This window comes from Flavobacterium sp. SM15 (assembly GCF_022012335.1).
Taxonomy (GTDB): Bacteria; Bacteroidota; Bacteroidia; order Flavobacteriales; family Flavobacteriaceae; genus Flavobacterium.
This window is the reverse complement of the sequence record NZ_JAKLTO010000002.1, coordinates 449,352-465,642: the sequence shown is the minus strand read 5'-3', so window position 1 is coordinate 465,642 and position 16,291 is coordinate 449,352. Positions and strand designations below refer to the sequence as shown.

General features: G+C 39.2%; 11 protein-coding genes and 1 tRNA gene. 8 read left to right on the top strand and 4 right to left on the bottom strand.

All coding sequences use genetic code 11. The features are described 5' to 3' along the window. Nucleotides 1–24: 24 nt before the first annotated feature. Complete coding sequence (gene polA, locus LZZ90_RS04985; RefSeq protein WP_237789712.1) at nt 25–2,865, bottom strand: DNA polymerase I; 2,841 nt, start codon at nt 2,863–2,865, stop codon at nt 25–27. 146 nt (nt 2,866–3,011) lie between these two features. On the opposite strand from polA, the gene LZZ90_RS04980 reads away from it, so the two are divergent. Both LZZ90_RS04980 and LZZ90_RS04975 read left to right on the top strand, forming a co-directional pair. Then, on the top strand, nt 3,012–4,247 hold the full coding sequence (locus tag LZZ90_RS04980; protein ID WP_237789579.1) for a metallophosphoesterase: 1,236 nt from the start codon (nt 3,012–3,014) through the stop codon (nt 4,245–4,247). A 74-nt stretch (nt 4,248–4,321) separates the two neighbouring features. Beyond that, nucleotides 4,322–4,618 carry a co-chaperone YbbN gene (locus LZZ90_RS04975; RefSeq protein WP_237789578.1) on the top strand — a complete coding sequence of 99 codons (297 nt, stop codon included), beginning with the start codon at nt 4,322–4,324 and terminating at the stop codon, nt 4,616–4,618. Here LZZ90_RS04975 and LZZ90_RS04970 read toward each other — a convergent pair. Then, complete coding sequence (locus LZZ90_RS04970) at nt 4,615–5,259, bottom strand: polysaccharide deacetylase family protein (protein ID WP_237789577.1); 645 nt, start codon at nt 5,257–5,259, stop codon at nt 4,615–4,617. The genes LZZ90_RS04975 and LZZ90_RS04970 overlap by 4 nt on opposite strands. Before the next feature lie 66 nt (nt 5,260–5,325). After that, a complete protein-coding gene (locus tag LZZ90_RS04965) occupies nt 5,326–8,559 on the bottom strand; it encodes a DUF2723 domain-containing protein (RefSeq protein ID WP_237789576.1) in 3,234 nt (1,077 codons plus the stop codon). Nucleotides 8,560–8,726: 167 nt separating this feature from the next. Here LZZ90_RS04965 and LZZ90_RS04960 point away from each other — a divergent pair. After that, nucleotides 8,727–8,797 (top strand) — tRNA-Gln (locus tag LZZ90_RS04960). Nucleotides 8,798–8,844: 47 nt separating this feature from the next. On the opposite strand, the gene LZZ90_RS04955 is transcribed toward LZZ90_RS04960, so the two are convergent. Then, the gene (locus LZZ90_RS04955; protein WP_237789575.1) at nt 8,845–9,669 is read right to left on the bottom strand and encodes a universal stress protein; all 825 of its coding nucleotides are present in this window, start codon (nt 9,667–9,669) and stop codon (nt 8,845–8,847) included. Between the two features lie 167 nt (nt 9,670–9,836). Here LZZ90_RS04955 and rimP point away from each other — a divergent pair, with 167 nt between their 5' ends. The 5 genes from rimP to LZZ90_RS04930 all read left to right on the top strand — a co-directional run bounded on the left by rimP (nt 9,837) and on the right by LZZ90_RS04930 (nt 16,289). Beyond that, nucleotides 9,837–10,301, top strand: coding sequence for a ribosome assembly cofactor RimP (gene rimP, locus LZZ90_RS04950; RefSeq protein WP_237789711.1), 465 nt, complete (start codon nt 9,837–9,839; stop codon nt 10,299–10,301). A 14-nt stretch (nt 10,302–10,315) separates the two neighbouring features. After that, on the top strand, nt 10,316–11,560 hold the full coding sequence (gene nusA / locus LZZ90_RS04945; RefSeq protein ID WP_237789574.1) for a transcription termination factor NusA: 1,245 nt from the start codon (nt 10,316–10,318) through the stop codon (nt 11,558–11,560). A 58-nt stretch (nt 11,561–11,618) separates the two neighbouring features. Beyond that, complete coding sequence (gene infB, locus LZZ90_RS04940) at nt 11,619–14,477, top strand: translation initiation factor IF-2 (RefSeq protein ID WP_237789573.1); 2,859 nt, start codon at nt 11,619–11,621, stop codon at nt 14,475–14,477. A gap of 249 nt (nt 14,478–14,726) precedes the next feature. After that, nucleotides 14,727–15,209, top strand: coding sequence for a hypothetical protein (locus LZZ90_RS04935; protein WP_237789572.1), 483 nt, complete (start codon nt 14,727–14,729; stop codon nt 15,207–15,209). A 144-nt stretch (nt 15,210–15,353) separates the two neighbouring features. Then, the gene (locus tag LZZ90_RS04930) at nt 15,354–16,289 is read left to right on the top strand and encodes a hypothetical protein (protein WP_237789571.1); all 936 of its coding nucleotides are present in this window, start codon (nt 15,354–15,356) and stop codon (nt 16,287–16,289) included. Nucleotides 16,290–16,291: the final 2 nt, after the last annotated feature.

Here is a 16,291-nt window from a genome sequence, read left to right as displayed (position 1 = left end):
AGCCTAAATATAGTGAAAATATTATTAGTGTGCCTCCAACCAATTTTTTCCTGTGCCTAATTCCACTTCAAGAGGAACTGCAAGCTTGAAAGCGTTCTCCATTTCGTGTTTGATCATCGGTTTGATTTTTTCCAGTTCCGAATTGTGAACGTCGAACACAAGCTCATCGTGTACCTGCAACAACATTTTAGATTTCCAGTTTTCCGAGGTCAGTTTTTTATGAATGTTGATCATCGCAATTTTGATGATATCGGCCGCACTTCCCTGAATTGGTGCATTTACAGCATTTCGTTCCGCAGCACCACGAACGACTGCATTCGCGGAATTGATATCTTTTAAATAACGACGGCGTCCGGAAACCGTTTGCACGTATCCGTGATCTCTGGCAAAAGCAATTTGCTCCTGAATGTACGCACGCAAACGCGGATAGGTGTTGTAATAGGCATCGATCAAAGCGGCACTTTCACTTCGGGATAAATTTGTCTGGTTGCTTAATCCAAATGCGGAAACCCCATAAATGATTCCGAAGTTTACGGTTTTGGCGTTGCTTCGTTGTTCTTTGGTCACTTCTTCCGGAGCCACATGGAATACTTTTGCTGCGGTACTTCTGTGGATGTCTTCCCCGTTTTGGAAGGCTTTGATCATGTTTTCTTCCCCGCTCATCGCTGCAATCACACGCAATTCGATTTGTGAGTAATCGGCAGAAACTAAGGTGTAATTTTCGTCTTTAGCAATGAATGCTTTTCGAATCAATCGTCCTCGTTCGGTACGGATTGGAATGTTTTGTAAGTTCGGATTGTTGGAACTCAAACGTCCTGTTGCTGCAACGGTTTGCATGTAATCGGTATGCACGCGGTTACTGCCTTTGTCGACTTGTTCCGGTAAGGAAATAATATAAGTGCTTTGTAATTTTACCATTTGACGCCAGTCGAGAATCTGTTGTACGATTTCGTGTTCGCCTGCTAAATAACTCAGAACTTCTTCACCGGTGGCGTATTGTCCGGTTTTGGTTTTCTTTTGTTTGGCTCCGCCGATTTTTAATTTTTCGAATAAAATATCTCCTAGCTGTTTTGGAGAAGCTAAATTGAATTTCTCCCCGGCAGTTTCATAGATTTTCTGTTCCAGTTCCTTGATTTCCGCATCCATGTCTTTGGACATTGCTTTCAGATAATCCACATCTAGACGAATACCTTCACGTTCCATATCAGCCAAAACCTGAATTAACGGGAGTTCAATTTCTTCGAATAATTTTTTGGTTCCGGCGCTGTCCAGTTTCGGGTCAAATACTTCTTTTAACTGAAGCGTGATGTCGGCATCTTCTGCGGCGTATTCCTTGATGTCTTCCAAAACCACATCCCGCATCGATTTCTGGTTTTTTCCTTTTTTGCCGATTAAGGTTTCGATGGATCTTGGCGAATATTTTAGATAGGTTTCAGCCAAAACGTCCATGTTGTGACGCATATCCGGATTGATCAGGTAATGTGCAATCATGGTGTCGAACAGTTTTCCTTTGACTGAAATGCCATAATTGGCTAATATTTTTAAATCGTATTTGATGTTCTGACCGATTTTGACGATTTCTTCATTTTCGAAAAACGGTTTGAATTTGTCTACCAATTCCTGAGCTTCATCACGATTCTCAGGGAACGGAACATAAAACGCTTTGCCTTTTTCAAATGAAAAGGACATTCCTACTAGCTCTGCGTTGTTGGCGTCGATTCCTGTGGTTTCGGTGTCGAAGCAAACTTCTTTCTGCTGCAAAAGCGTCTGAATTAATAATTTTACACCCAAATTGCCTTGGCTTACTTCGTAATGGTGCGGTGTGTTTTCTAACGTATTGTAATAACTGTGGTGGCCTACTTCAGCTTCACTGTCACCGGTTTCAAATAAGGAAAATTGGTCTTCGTTTTTAGTGGTTTTTTTTGCTGATTTTGGTGCGGAATCACCATTGCTCGTGTCGATTTCGTCGTATTCTTTTCCGCTGCCAAACAATTTGTCGAACTGGGTTTTCAACTGACGGAATTCCAATTCCATGAACAAAGCATCGGTTCTCTCCACGTCCGGTTTGGATAACTCGTAGTCGGTTTCGTCGAAAGTTACCGGGCAATCCAATAGGATGGTAGCCAGTTTTTTGGAAAGGATTCCTTGTTCTTTGTTGGCTTCGATTTTTTCTTTTAAGGCGCCTTTCAGTTTGTCGGTATTGGCTAAAAGATTTTCCATTGAACCAAATTCGGCTAATAATTTCTTAGCGGTTTTTTCACCCACGCCCGGTAACCCAGGAATGTTATCCACAGCATCACCCATCATGCCTAAAAAGTCAATAACCTGTAACGGATCTTCAATTTCGAATTTCGCTTTTACTTCTTCAACGCCCCAGATTTCAATATCATTACCTAAACGTGCCGGTCGGTACATGAAAATATTTTCCGAAACCAATTGTCCGAAATCCTTGTCGGGTGTGACCATGAACACCTGATAGCCTTGTTTTTCGGCTTGTTTTGCCAATGTTCCAATTAAGTCATCAGCTTCATAACCGGCTTCTTCGATAATCGGAATGTGCATCGCGCTCAAAAATTCCTGAATATAAGGAACGGCAATTTTAATGGCCTCCGGTGTTTCGTCACGGTTGGCTTTGTAGGCTTCAAACATTTCACTGCGAACGGCACTTCCTCCTTTGTCAAAAGCTACAGCCAAATGATCCGGTTTTTCGCGTTTAATTACATCGATGAGCGAATTCATAAAACCCAAAATGGCTGAAGTGTCCATCCCTTTGGAATTGATGCGAGGATTTTTGATAAAAGCGTAGTAACCACGGAAGATTAAGGCGTAAGCGTCTAAAAGGAAAAGGCGTTTTTGTGACATGATTTCGAAAAATTAGAACGTAAAAATAAGCAAACTCAAAGGAATTTTCTAAAACTGTGCAATCAAATAAAAAGTTACGTTAAAATTAATGTAATAAATAACCGCTAAGCATTTCATTCTTCGTTACTTTGCTTGTCCAAAACAAATTAATGAACATGCGTTTAGTTTTTATAGGAGTGATTCTTCTTTTGGTTGAGCTGTATGCTTATCAGGCTGTGAAAACCATTACCCGAGAGCGGTGGATTCTCATCATTTATCAACTGGTAAGTTTGCTGGCTTTTGCTTATATTTTATATGGATTCAGTCAGTTTGACCGTAAGGTGGGGCAGAATGCACAATCGCTTTTTACTATCGGATTGCTTTTGCTTACTTTGATTCCTAAGCTGATTGTAGCGGTGGTGCTTTTAGGGGAAGATATTTTCAGGATGTTTGCAACGATTATCAATTATTTTACACAGGCAGATAGTCTTAAGGAAGCCATTCCTGGAAGAAGGAGGTTCATCAGTCAAGTTGCCATTGGATTAGCGGCAATTCCTTTAACTTCTTTGCTTTATGGAATGACCAAAGGAAAGTACAATTTTAAAGTGATTCGTCAAACGATTTTTTTTCCTGATTTGCCGGATAATTTTGATGGAATGACCATTACTCAGTTTTCGGATGTGCACAGTGGGAGCTTTGATAACCCGGAGAAAATTCAATATGCCGTGGATTTGATCAATCAACAAAAATCAGATATTATCCTTTTTACAGGGGATATAGTAAATACACATGCTAAGGAAATGCATCCTTGGATTGACACGTTCAAAAAAATTGAAACACCAAAATTTGGTAAGTACTCGATTTTAGGGAATCACGATTATGGAGAATATGTGGAATGGCCTTCGCAGACTGCTAAAAATGAGAATTTTGCAGCTATTAAAGATTTGCACCGTCAAATTGATTTCAAACTTTTGCTTAACGAGAACGTGAAACTTAAAAACGGAGGTGATGAAATTGCTTTGGTTGGAGTAGAAAATTGGGGAATCAAATTCAAGCAGGCAGGTGATTTGGCTAAAGCTTCTCAAGGTTTGAAAAAAGAAGATTTTAAAATCCTGATGAGCCACGATCCTTCCCATTGGGATGCAGAGGTGCAAAATCACGAGAATAATTACCATTTAACGCTTTCCGGACACACTCATGGGTTGCAGTTTGGTATCGAAATTCCAGGGTTTTTGAAATGGAGTCCGGTGCAGTATGTTTACAAGCATTGGGCGGGATTGTATGAAAACATGGGGCGATACATTTATGTAAACCGCGGATTTGGGTTTCACGCTTATCCGGGAAGGGTTGGTATTTGGCCGGAAATTACGGTAATTCAACTAAAAAAAGGGGAAAGAGTAGCATAAATGCTTAAAAATATTATATTTGTGTACTGTTTACTTAAGAACAACAGTTTTTAATTAATCTAAACTTCTCGCTTATGTCAAAATTTGGAGAACTTATAAATACTCAGGTTCCGGTTCTAATTGATTTTTACACGGATTGGAACGAGTCTTCGGTATCAATGCATCCGGTAATTCGCGATGTGGCGGCGGCTCTTGGAGACAAGGCTAAAGTTATTAAAATCGATGTGGATAAAAACCAGGAATTGGCTGAAGCACTTCGCATTAAAGGGTTGCCAACTTTAATGATTTATAAAGCCGGTCAGATGGTTTGGAGACAATCCGGCGAGTTGGATGCCAATACTTTAATTACACTAGTTCAGGAAAACGCTTAAACCAGAGCTTCGAACACAAATCCTTTTTCTTTTAAAGCTGCTAATGCTTTTGGTAAGGTGTATTCAAGATTTTGAAATGCCTTCTTACTGTCATGAAATACGATAATGCTTCCTTGTGCTGTATTGGAAACTACATTTTCAAGGCATTTTTCTGCTGTAATGCCGTTGTCGAAATCGGCACTTAACACATCCCACATAATTATTTTGTAGCCTAGTTTTCTCAGTTTTGCTGATTGCGAAAGCTTTAATTTTCCGTAAGGCGGACGGAAGAATTTTTTATTTGACTGGATTGTTGTTTGTTTTAGAATTTCTTCATGGCATAAAAGCACATTTTCAAGATACTCTTTATTTGAAGTTTTCCAACCCTGTAAATGATTAAAGGTGTGGTTTCCGATGCTGTGGCCTTGGGCTAGTACTTTGTTGAAAATCTCCGGGTATTTTCTAATGTTGTCACCAATACAGAAAAAAGTGGCTTTTGCCTGGTAGCTTTTTAATACGGATAAAACCCATTCGGTTACCTCTGGCGTTGGTCCGTCGTCGAAAGTAAGGTAGATTTTTTTTTCGGAATTGGGCAAATCCCAAATCTGATTGGCAAACAATCGTTTGATGAGTGGGTTGGTTTTAATCCAGTAGAAATTCATACTATAAAAATAAGGCTTTCAAAGTTAAAAACCTCAAAAGCCCTATTGTTTTAATTTATTCTTAAACTATTCCATATCGCGTCCAAAGCGTTCAAAGAGTTTGTTGTAACTGTTGAACTTAACTTTGCTTTGATTGTAAAATTCCATATCGCCACGTTCTTTCATGACTTCCAATAAGCTTCGATATCGTTCGATGTCGTTTGCGATGTCTATGTAAACACTGTTTTGCTCAGAAGGTTTCATGTTGCTGTAATAGATTAATTTTTCCTGATATTTTTTCATCAGTTTGTCAAGAATTGCTCTTGCTTTAGCCTTTTCACCTACTTCGTAATAGCCTCCTGCAAATGGTTCTACTAAAGTATAGAATCCAAAATAATCAATCGGCATTTTACTCATGGCTAAATCAATCACTTTTTTAGCTTTGTCAGTTTTGCCTTCATTGATTAAAGCTTCCATTAAGCGAGCTAGATTTGATCGGTACGAAATGCCGTTTTTGCGCGTTTCAGGATCGTGATAGATGTTTGGATTACCGCTGTTGCCCCAATCCCAGGACATCACGATTTTGTACATTTTTTCAGTATCGATTCTGCCCATGTCAAGGATGCTGCCTTGTTTACCCAAAGGCGTTTTGATTGGGACCAATTTATAAAGCATTCCGTCCAATTGCATGTAGTCTTTCATCCAAAGGTAGTCGTCGTCCCCAAAAGTTCCGCCACTAAAATAAATTGGACGTTTCCAGTTGTTATTGGCTACAATGTCTAGCATGATCAGCCTGTTTTTATAAATCGCATTGTCTTTAATATCCATATCAATATAAGGAACAATGGAGTCGTTAACGGCTGGATCCACTACTTTGTTTTTGATCACCGTTGCCTTGTCTACCGGAATACGTACTTTTTGGGTAGGGAAAAAGTGGATCTTGTGTCCGTTGTTCATCTCTACGGTTGTTCGGTCGTCTTCGGAAGCAATAAATTCTAAAAGTTCATTTAGTAAAATACGCTCCTCAGTAAGGGGTTTGTAAACTACTGCATCTCGATTTTCTCCTACGTATTGACTGTGTGTAAAACGAATTGAAAGTGGTTCCGATTTGTTTTGCTTCATCTTCATTTGGTCGATGTACCAATCCACGGCAATCAATTGAGTGTTTACGATGCGAACGTCGGTTCGGTAGTTTTCGATTTCCTGCATGTACCATAGCGGGAAGGTGTCGTTGTCTCCGATGGTAAATAAGATAGCGTTTGGTTCACAGGAATCCAAATAGGATTTTGCCATGGCAATTGCTGTATATTTTCCGGAACGGTTGTGGTCGTCCCAGTTTTCTTTGGCCATTAAAATTGGTGCAGCAAAAAGCGAGGCAACAATAGTAGCCGGAATTGCAATTTTTGCTTTCAAATAACCTTTCAGGGCATCGTATAACGCGTAAACTCCAAATCCAACCCAAATGGCAAACACATAGAAGGATCCTACCACAGCATAATCTCTTTCTCTTGGTTCAAATGGACGTTCGTTAAGGAATACTTTTAGTGCAAAGCTGTTGAACAGGAACAAAACTAAAAGAATATAAAAACTTTTCTTGTCTTTAGAAGCGTGGAACACAATTCCTAATACTCCTAAAATAAAAGGAAGGAAATAATAGGTGTTTCGTCCTTTGTTGTTTAGAACATCTGGAGGAAGGTTTTTTTGTGATCCCAAATGAGCCTGATCGATAAATCCGATACCGCTTAACCAGTTTCCGTCGTTAGCATCATATTTGCCTTGTTCGTCGTTTTGACGTCCCACAAAGTTCCACAAAAGATAACGCCAGTACATATAGCCGAACTGGTATTCGAACATGAATTTCATGTTGTCTACAAAGGATGGTTTTTCAATGATTAGATAATCTCCGTAGCTTTTTAAGAATTCGTCGTAACCGTCCAAATCAATTTTTCCAGCCGCATAAGCACTTCGAAATTCGGAAACGATTTCAGTCATTTGGTTTAATTCCTCTTCCATTGGTGCTCCTTCTTCATCTACAAATGCCTGCGGATTTATTTTGAATTCCAAGGGTTTGGTGAACGACATGTAACGCACGGCATGTTCTGGGCTCCACATTCTTGGAAGTACTCCTTTGTGTGCGTCACTTGTGTTTTGTTTTCCGTTTTTGTAGTTGTTTACAATTACGTATTTACCGGTTTTGTAATCGCGTTCGTAATTTGGTTTATCGTCTAAATAAGGGGTTGTTTCGTCTAAACCAGCGTAAGTTTCTGAGAATAGCGGTCCGTAAAAGGTTTTTTGTTCTCCGTACTGCTCACGGTTGTAATAGGCTAATACTTCGGCAGCATCGGAAGGTTTGTTTTCGTTGATATTTACATTGGCGTTGGCACGGATTGGTAGCATTAACCAAGTTGAAAATCCAATCAAAACAAATAAAATGCAAAGCAAAACAGTATTAAAAAACGGTTTGTCTTTTTTCTTGGTATAGTTCAGTCCGAAATAGAAACCTGCAATAATTAATAGGAAGGCGAAGATGGTTCCTGAGTCGAACGGAAGTCCCAAACTATTGACCATGAAAATTTCCGTTTTTCCGAAAAAGGCCAAAGTATAAGGAAGTAAAAACTTGAACACAAAGAATAAAATCGCCACAATGCTTACGTTGGCAATGATGAAATTCTTGATGGTGATTTTCTCGTAATTTTTGAAATAGTACAACAATCCAATTGATGGAATGGTTAAAAGTGCCATAAAATGCACGCCAAAGGAAAGGCCTATCATTAAGGAGATAAGTAATAACCAGCGATTTCCTCTTGGTTTGTGCATGTCTTCTTCCCAACGTAAAGCGAGCCAGAAAATAATAGCTATGAATAAAGTAGCCATTGCATAAACTTCAGCTTCCACGGCATTAAACCAAAAACTGTCGGAAAATGTAAAGGCTAAAGCGCCTACAAAAGAACTTCCCAGTACCATAATAGCACTGTTGTTGTTGAATTCGGTAAAGGAAGCGACAACTTTTTTAAGAATTAATGTACTCGACCAAAACATAAATAAAATGGTAAAAGCACTTGAGAAAACCGACATCATGTTCACCATTAAAGCAATTTTGTCCGGTCCGGTTGCGAACATGGAAAAGAAGGCGCCGATCATTTGAAATAGCGGGGCTCCCGGTGGGTGCCCTACTTCTAATTTGGCTGAAGTGGCAATGTATTCTCCACAGTCCCAAAAACTTAGTGTGGGTTCAACGGTTAATGAATAGGTTAGAAGCGCCGCTGCAAAAGCACACCAGCCCAAGATTGTATTCCACTTTTTAAAGTCAAATGTTACCATCGTGAATGTTTGTCGAATGTTGGTTTATTTTCAGTTACAAAGAAACTCTTTTTTTGTATATAGAAACGCACAAAATATTTTTTTAATATTTTTTTATCTAAAAATTTGGATTGAAAAAAATATGTGCTACATTTGCACCCGCAATCAGCAATGATGCACAACGGTACTGGTCTATGGTGTAATGGTAACACTACTGATTTTGGTTCAGTCATTCTAGGTTCGAGTCCTAGTAGACCAACAAAAAAGCCTCTCAATCGAGAGGCTTTTTTTATTTTGTTTGAGCAATTAGATTTTAAAAGTAATTACTGGTCGCACTGCGTGATTCACTAAATCTTCGCTGATGCTTCCGTTGAAGAAATGGGCCAGTCCTCTTCTTCCGTGAGTACTCATTCCGATTAGGTCTGCATTAATGCTGTTTGCAAAATTCAGGATTCCTTTTTCAATGTTTACATCGTTGTAAATGTGCGTAGAGTAATTGTCAATTTTAAAGTTGGCAATAAAATCGCTCATGATTTTTTCAGAAACACTTGTAGATTTAAAATTGTTCGGAGTGTTGATGGATACCAAATTCAAATGTGCGCCGAATTTGTTTGAGAATTCCACGGCTTTAGCAAAAGTATCGCGAATCTCGTCTGAGAAGTCGGAAGCGAAAACAAATTTGTTTACATTAAAATCAGGAGTGTCTCTTTTGATCACTAAAACGGGAACTTCGGAAGTTCGAACTACTTTTTCAGTATTGGATCCGATGATCATTTCTCGGAAACCGTTAGAACCGTGTGATCCCATTACGATTAAATCGATGTCGTTCTTTTTGCTAATACCGATGATGCCTTCAAATGTGCCTTCGATTTTGATGATTTCCGAAACGTCAATTCCGTCTAAATAACTTGCTTGTGTTAATTCGTCCAGTTTTTCTTCAGCTCTTTTCTTGAAGTACATGATTTCCGGGATTTCGTGTCCTTCGGACAAAGCGTCGTTTCCTTCGTGAGGAAGTTCAAGCATATGTAAGATGTAGATCTCAGCGTTGTTTTTTTTGGCGATTTGTGCAGCTACTTTTAATGCGTATTCGGCATGGTTTGAAAAATCGGTAGGTACTAAAATACGTTTCATAATATAGGTTGTGGGAATTTTGTGTTAAAAAACTTTTTCATAAAGGTAGAGAAATATTTGTAATAAACAATGATTTTCAATATTTAAAAAAAATTGTATATTTGCAGCGTTATTTATTACGGAACTAAATAATGAGGGAAGCAGGGCTTCCCTCTTTTTATACAAATATGACCTTTAGAGAGAAAGTAACGGAGTTGTTAAATGAAGGATTGGCTCAAAATCCATCCTTGTTTTTAATCGACTTAAGCATCAGTGATAGTTATAAAATTATTGTAACTTTAGATGGGGATAATGGGGTGAATCTTCAGGATTGCATCAATATCAGCAGGGCGATTGAACACAATCTGGATAGGGAAGAGCAGGATTTCTCATTGGAAGTGGCTTCGGCAGGAGCAACCAGCCCGTTGAAATTGCCAAGACAGTTTCGAAAAAATATCGGAAGAACCCTGAAGGTGACTACCGCTGAAGAGAAATATGAAGCACCTATCACAGAGGCTAATGATGAATTTATTGTTTTGGAATGGAGTGCTCGTGAGCCAAAGCAAATTGGTAAAGGAAAAGAAACTGTTCAAAAAAGAGCAGAAATCAAATATCAGGATATTAAAGAAGCAGTTGTTATAATAACATTTTAAATTAAAGAGTTAGCATGGAGAATATTGCATTAATCGAATCGTTTTCGGAATTTAAAGACGATAAGCTAATCGATAGAGTTACCTTAATGGCGATTTTGGAAGATGTGTTTAGAAATGCATTGAAAAAGAAATACGGATCCGACGATAACTTCGATATCATCATTAATCCCGATAAAGGAGATATGGAAATTTGGAGAAATCGTGTGGTGGTTGCTGATGGAGAAGTAGAAGACGAAAACTCTGAGATCTCTTTGTCGGAAGCCAGAAAAATCGAGCCGGATTTCGAGGTGGGAGAAGATGTGTCCGAAGAAGTGAAATTAATTCAATTGGGAAGAAGAGCGATTTTGGCCTTGCGTCAAAACCTTATTTCCAAAATCCATGAGCATGATAATACAAATCTTTACAAACAGTTTAAAGATTTAATTGGAGAAATTTATACTGCGGAAGTGCACCATGTACGTCCGAAAGCTGTAATTTTGGTGGATGATGAAGGGAACGAAATCGTGTTGCCGAAAGAAAAACAAATTCCGTCCGACTTTTTCCGTAAAGGAGATAACGTGCGTGGAATCATTGAAAATGTAGAGCTTAAAGGAAATAAGCCGCAAATCATTATGTCCAGAACTTCGGAGAAATTCCTTGAGAAATTGTTCGAACAGGAAATTCCGGAAGTATTCGACGGTTTGATCATGATTAAAAAAGTGGTGCGCATTCCTGGTGAAAAAGCGAAAGTTGCCGTAGATTCGTACGACGACAGAATCGATCCGGTAGGAGCTTGCGTTGGTATGAAAGGTTCCCGTATCCATGGAATAGTTCGTGAGTTAGGAAATGAAAATATCGACGTAATTAATTATACTACCAATGCTCAGTTGTTTATCACCAGAGCATTGAGCCCGGCAAAAGTTTCTTCGGTTAAAATTGACGAAGAGAAAAAAGCGGCTGAAGTTTTCCTTAAATTAGAGGAAGTTTCCAAAGCGATTGGCCGTGGCGGACACAATATTAAATTGGCAGGGCAGTTAACAGGTTACGAGTTGGATGTAATCCGTGAAGGCAACCTTGCTGAAGAAGAGGATGATGTAGAATTAACAGAGTTCTCAGACGAAATCGACGGATGGGTAATCGAGGAGTTTGCAAAAATCGGTTTGGATACTGCGCGTAGCATATTAAAACAAGATGTTGCAGATTTAGTAAGAAGAACCGATCTGGAAGAGGAGACTATTTTGGATGTAATGCGAATTTTAAAAGAAGAATTCGAAGACTAATTTATAGTTAGTTAGACACAACAACACACACGCATTAAGGTAATAATAAAAAGATTATATGTCTGAAGAAAGAGTAATAAGAATTAACAAGGTTTTAAGGGAATTAAATATTTCTCTAGATAGAGCTGTGGATTATTTGAAAGAAAAGGGTCATACCATTGAATCAAGTCCTAATGCTAAAATTTCTAATGAGGAATACTCTATCTTGTGCGGTCAATTCTCTGCTGATAAAGGTAATAAGGTTGCTTCGAAAGAGGTAGGTGAGGAAAAGAAGAAGGAAAAAGAAGCCCTTAGAGTCGAAAGAGAAAAAGAAATTGAAGACAAACGCAAGCAGGAGGAAGAAAAACAGCGCCAGGAAGTAATCAAAGCACGCGCTTCGCTTGCAGGTCCCAAAGCTGTTGGTAAAATCGACCTTGATCCTAAGAAACCGGAAGTTGTTTCTGAAAAGCCTTCTTCAGAAGTTGTTGAAAAGCCAGTTGATGCAGCGCCTAAAACCGAAGTAAAACCGGTTGAAGAGCCAAAAGCTGAACCTAAAACAGAGGTGAAGTCAGAACAGTCTGAGCCGGTAACGGAAGTTAAGCCTGAGGTTAAAGAGGTGGTTAAACCTGTGGAAAAAGAGGTTAAAGCAGCTGCTCCGGCGGCGGAAGAACCTGTGGTGGACGAGAAAATCGAAACGCAGTATCAAAAATTAAGCGGAGCAACTTTTACGGGCCAGACCATTGATTTATCGCAATTCAACAAACCGAAAAAGAAAAAAGAAGAGTTCAAAAAAGACGGTAATAAGCCAGCTACAGCCGGAGCTCAACAAGGTCAGGCAGGTCAGGGGCAGAATGCCAATAAGAACAAAAGAAAACGCATTCCTGGAAAACCGGGTGCACCTGGTCAAGGTGGTCAAGCAGGTCAAGGGCAAGGTGGAAACAATGCCAATAGACCAGGCGGAGGAAAATTTGGGCCGAACAAGCCAGGCTTCCAAAAAGGAAACCGTCCTGCGATTGTTGCTAAAGTGGAGCCAACCGAGGAAGAAGTTAAAAACCAAATCAAAGAAACTTTAGAAAGACTTCAAGGAAAAGGAAGCAAATCTAAAGCAGCTAAATACAGAAGAGACAAACGTGATTCACACCGTCAGAAATCGGATGACGAACAAAGAGCGTTAGAAGAAGGAAGCAAAACATTAAAAGTAACGGAATTCGTAACTGTAGGTGAAATTGCTACCATGATGGATGTGCCGATTACAAAAGTTATCGGAACGTGTATGTCTTTGGGGATCATGGTAACCATGAACCAACGTTTGGATGCGGAAACGCTTTCAATTGTTGCTGATGAATTTGGTTATGAAGTAGAATTCATTACAACAGATATTGAAGAAAACATTGAGGTAGTAGAAGATCGTCCGGAAGATTTGAAATTCCGTGCACCGATCGTAACGGTAATGGGTCACGTAGACCACGGTAAAACGTCCTTATTGGATTACATCCGTAAAGCGAATGTTATCGCGGGTGAGTCCGGAGGAATTACGCAGCACATCGGAGCCTATGGAGTAGAGTTGGAAAACGGACAAGAAATTACGTTCTTAGATACACCGGGTCACGAGGCATTTACCGCGATGCGTGCCCGTGGTGCTCAGGTTACCGATATCGCGATTATCGTGGTGGCAGCCGACGATGACATCATGCCACAAACCAAAGAGGCGATTTCTCACGCGCAAGCAGCGGGTGTACCAATGATCTTTGCCATCAATAAAGTGGATAAACCAAGTGCGAATCCTGAAAAAATTAAGGAACAATTAGCCGGAATGAATTTATTGGTTGAAGATTGGGGTGGAAAATACCAATCCCACGATATTTCCGCTAAATTCGGACAAGGTGTTCCCGAATTGTTGGAAAAAGTATTGTTGGAGGCAGAAATCCTGGATTTAAAAGCAAATCCGAATAAACCGGCAGTAGGAACTGTAGTAGAAGCCCAGTTGGACAAAGGGCGTGGTTATGTAACTACTATTTTGGTTCAGGCAGGGACTTTACGTGTGGGTGACTACGTATTGGCAGGTAAAAACCACGGAAAAGTGAAGGCGATGTTTGACGAGCGCGGGAAATCTGTAAAAGAAGCCGGTCCGTCAACGCCAATTTCGATCTTAGGTTTGGACGGAGCGCCAACAGCAGGAGACAAATTCAACGTATTTGAAGACGAAAGAGAAGCGAAACAAATTGCTGCAAAACGTATGCAGTTGTTACGCGAGCAGTCTGTACGTACACAGAAACATATTACCCTTGCCGAAATCGGTCGTCGTATCGCTTTAGGTCAGTTTAAAGAATTGAACATCATCCTTAAAGGAGATGTGGACGGTTCGGTTGAAGCGTTATCGGATTCCTTCTCGAAATTATCTACGGAAGAAATTCAAATTCGTATCATCCACAAAGGAGTTGGAGCGATTACTGAGTCCGACGTATTGTTAGCTTCGGCTTCGGATGCGATCATTATCGGATTCAACGTTCGTCCGCAAGGAAACGCGAAACAGTTGGCCGAGAAAGAAGAAATCGATATCCGTCACTATTCGATCATCTACGATGCTATCGATGATTTGAAAGATGCGATGGAAGGGATGTTGTCACCGGAACTTAAAGAAGAAATTACCGGTACTGCAGAAGTTCGTGAGTTGTTCAAAATTTCGAAAGTGGGGACTATTGCCGGATGTATGGTTACTGATGGTAAAATTTTCCGAAACTCGAGAATTCGTTTAATCCGCGAAGGAGTTGTAATTTATACCGGGGAATTAACTACGTTGAAACGTTTTAAAGACGACGTAAAAGAAGTTTCCAAAGGATACGACTGTGGTATGCAGATTAAAAATTACAACGACTTAAAAGAATACGATTTGATCGAAGCGTTCCAAGAAGTGGAAGTAAAAAAGAAACTGAAATAATTGTTTTTTATACAGAAAAAGTCCGGTATTTGCCGGACTTTTTTTGTTTATGTAGGTTAGGCTTTTTTTCCGGTGCCTCTTTTTAAGGGTGTAGTTGTTTTTGAGATTTCAAATGAAATACAATTTTTTTAGTAATGAATCCCTCTTAAGAAACTATGATAACGTAATGATAAAGTACAAGGATTAACGGTCAGAAATTACTAATTTTACTATTAAATTTAACGAGATGGGAATTTAAAAAGTAGTGTCATGAAATCAAAAATTGCTATTTACGATTCGCACAAAAAAGCAGTAGATGCTCTTAAGGTGTTAAGTGACCATAACTTTCCCATGAGTAATGTTTCGCTCCTTGGAACGGCCGAGATTATTGACGACCACATCCACGTTCGCTCTTCGGATACGCTTCAAAAAGCGCCAGCCATCATAGGTATGGGAGCAGGGACAGTTATTGGTTTGCTTTCGGGTATCGGGGTTTTTACAATTCCCGGTTTTGCATTTCTTTACGGTGCCGGTGCCTTGGTGGGTGCTATTGCCGGATTTGACTTAGGAATTGTTACTGGAGGCGTTATTTCTTTTTTTTCGCTTTTAGGGATAAAAGAGGACGAAGTAGTAAAGTATGAGGAGCATTTGAAAGAAGGCCGATTTATGGTCATTCTGAGTGGTTCCTTAGAGGAAATTGAGAAAGCTGAGCAGGTTTTACATACGGAAGGAACTCATTTGGAGTTTGCATAAATAGGTTGAATAGTGCTGGTGAGAAAAAGTTTGAATAGGTTGTTGAAGAAATAATTTGAAATTAAGTCCGGTTTTGTCGGACTTTTTTTATGGGTTTTGATAATAAATGGTTATTCTTGCGTTAATAAGTGAATACAAAAAAACATGAACCTATTTCGAACCTTTGTTTTCTTACTTGTTTTGATTAATTGCAACAGCTTTGCTCAAAACTATCGCGATAAAATGATCCACCAGACGATTTATCCATTGTTGGGTAATGGGATTGTTCAAAAAACCACAAAAGAGGATTATGAAAAAGCCAAAGCGGCTATTTTAAACCTTGAATCAGATTACGGTTTCGAGGTTGATTTGAAATTTAGGTTGATTGATTGCAGTTATTACCATAAGGACATGGCCTTTTTCAAAGAACAACTTGCGATTTTAGTTGAAAAACATGGATTTAATTTCGCTTACATGAAAGGTTCGGAATCCTATTACGATGATTTACAGAAAGGCGAACTCTTGGCTTGGTTTAAACCAATGTACATTAGAAATCACTCCATTTGGCTTGAGAATAATTTTGAAAAACAGATCGATCAACGAAAGCTAAATGAAGTTGAGCTCAAGAATCAAATCGTGAATTCCTTTGCCATGAAAATAAGGGATGTTTCGGAATTGGATGATAAGGTTAAAAAAGACATTAGTGATAAGTTGAATGAGTTCTTTTTTGCCAATATTACAGATGTTTATAAAGTGTGTCGTAAGTTAAATACGTATCCTGCCGGAAAGACTTTTGGTTTAATTCAGAATGGGTTTTACGGGGCTTTTGTTCGTAATTTTTATTCCACTGATAATATCGAACGAACTTGGTTGTTGTTTGAGCCTTATTTAAAAGACTCTTACCAGAAAAAAGATGCCGACTACATACATTTTAAAAACTATGATGTCTATAATTATTCATTTAAAGGATATCAAAAATATGGATTAATAACCATTGATGATATTCCGGAATACTTGCGGTCTAAAAATCCGGAAGCCAAATCAGTCCCTGTTGAAAATGCTTTCTTCGCCGATAAAACCAAAAGAGAAATGGGTTGGTAATA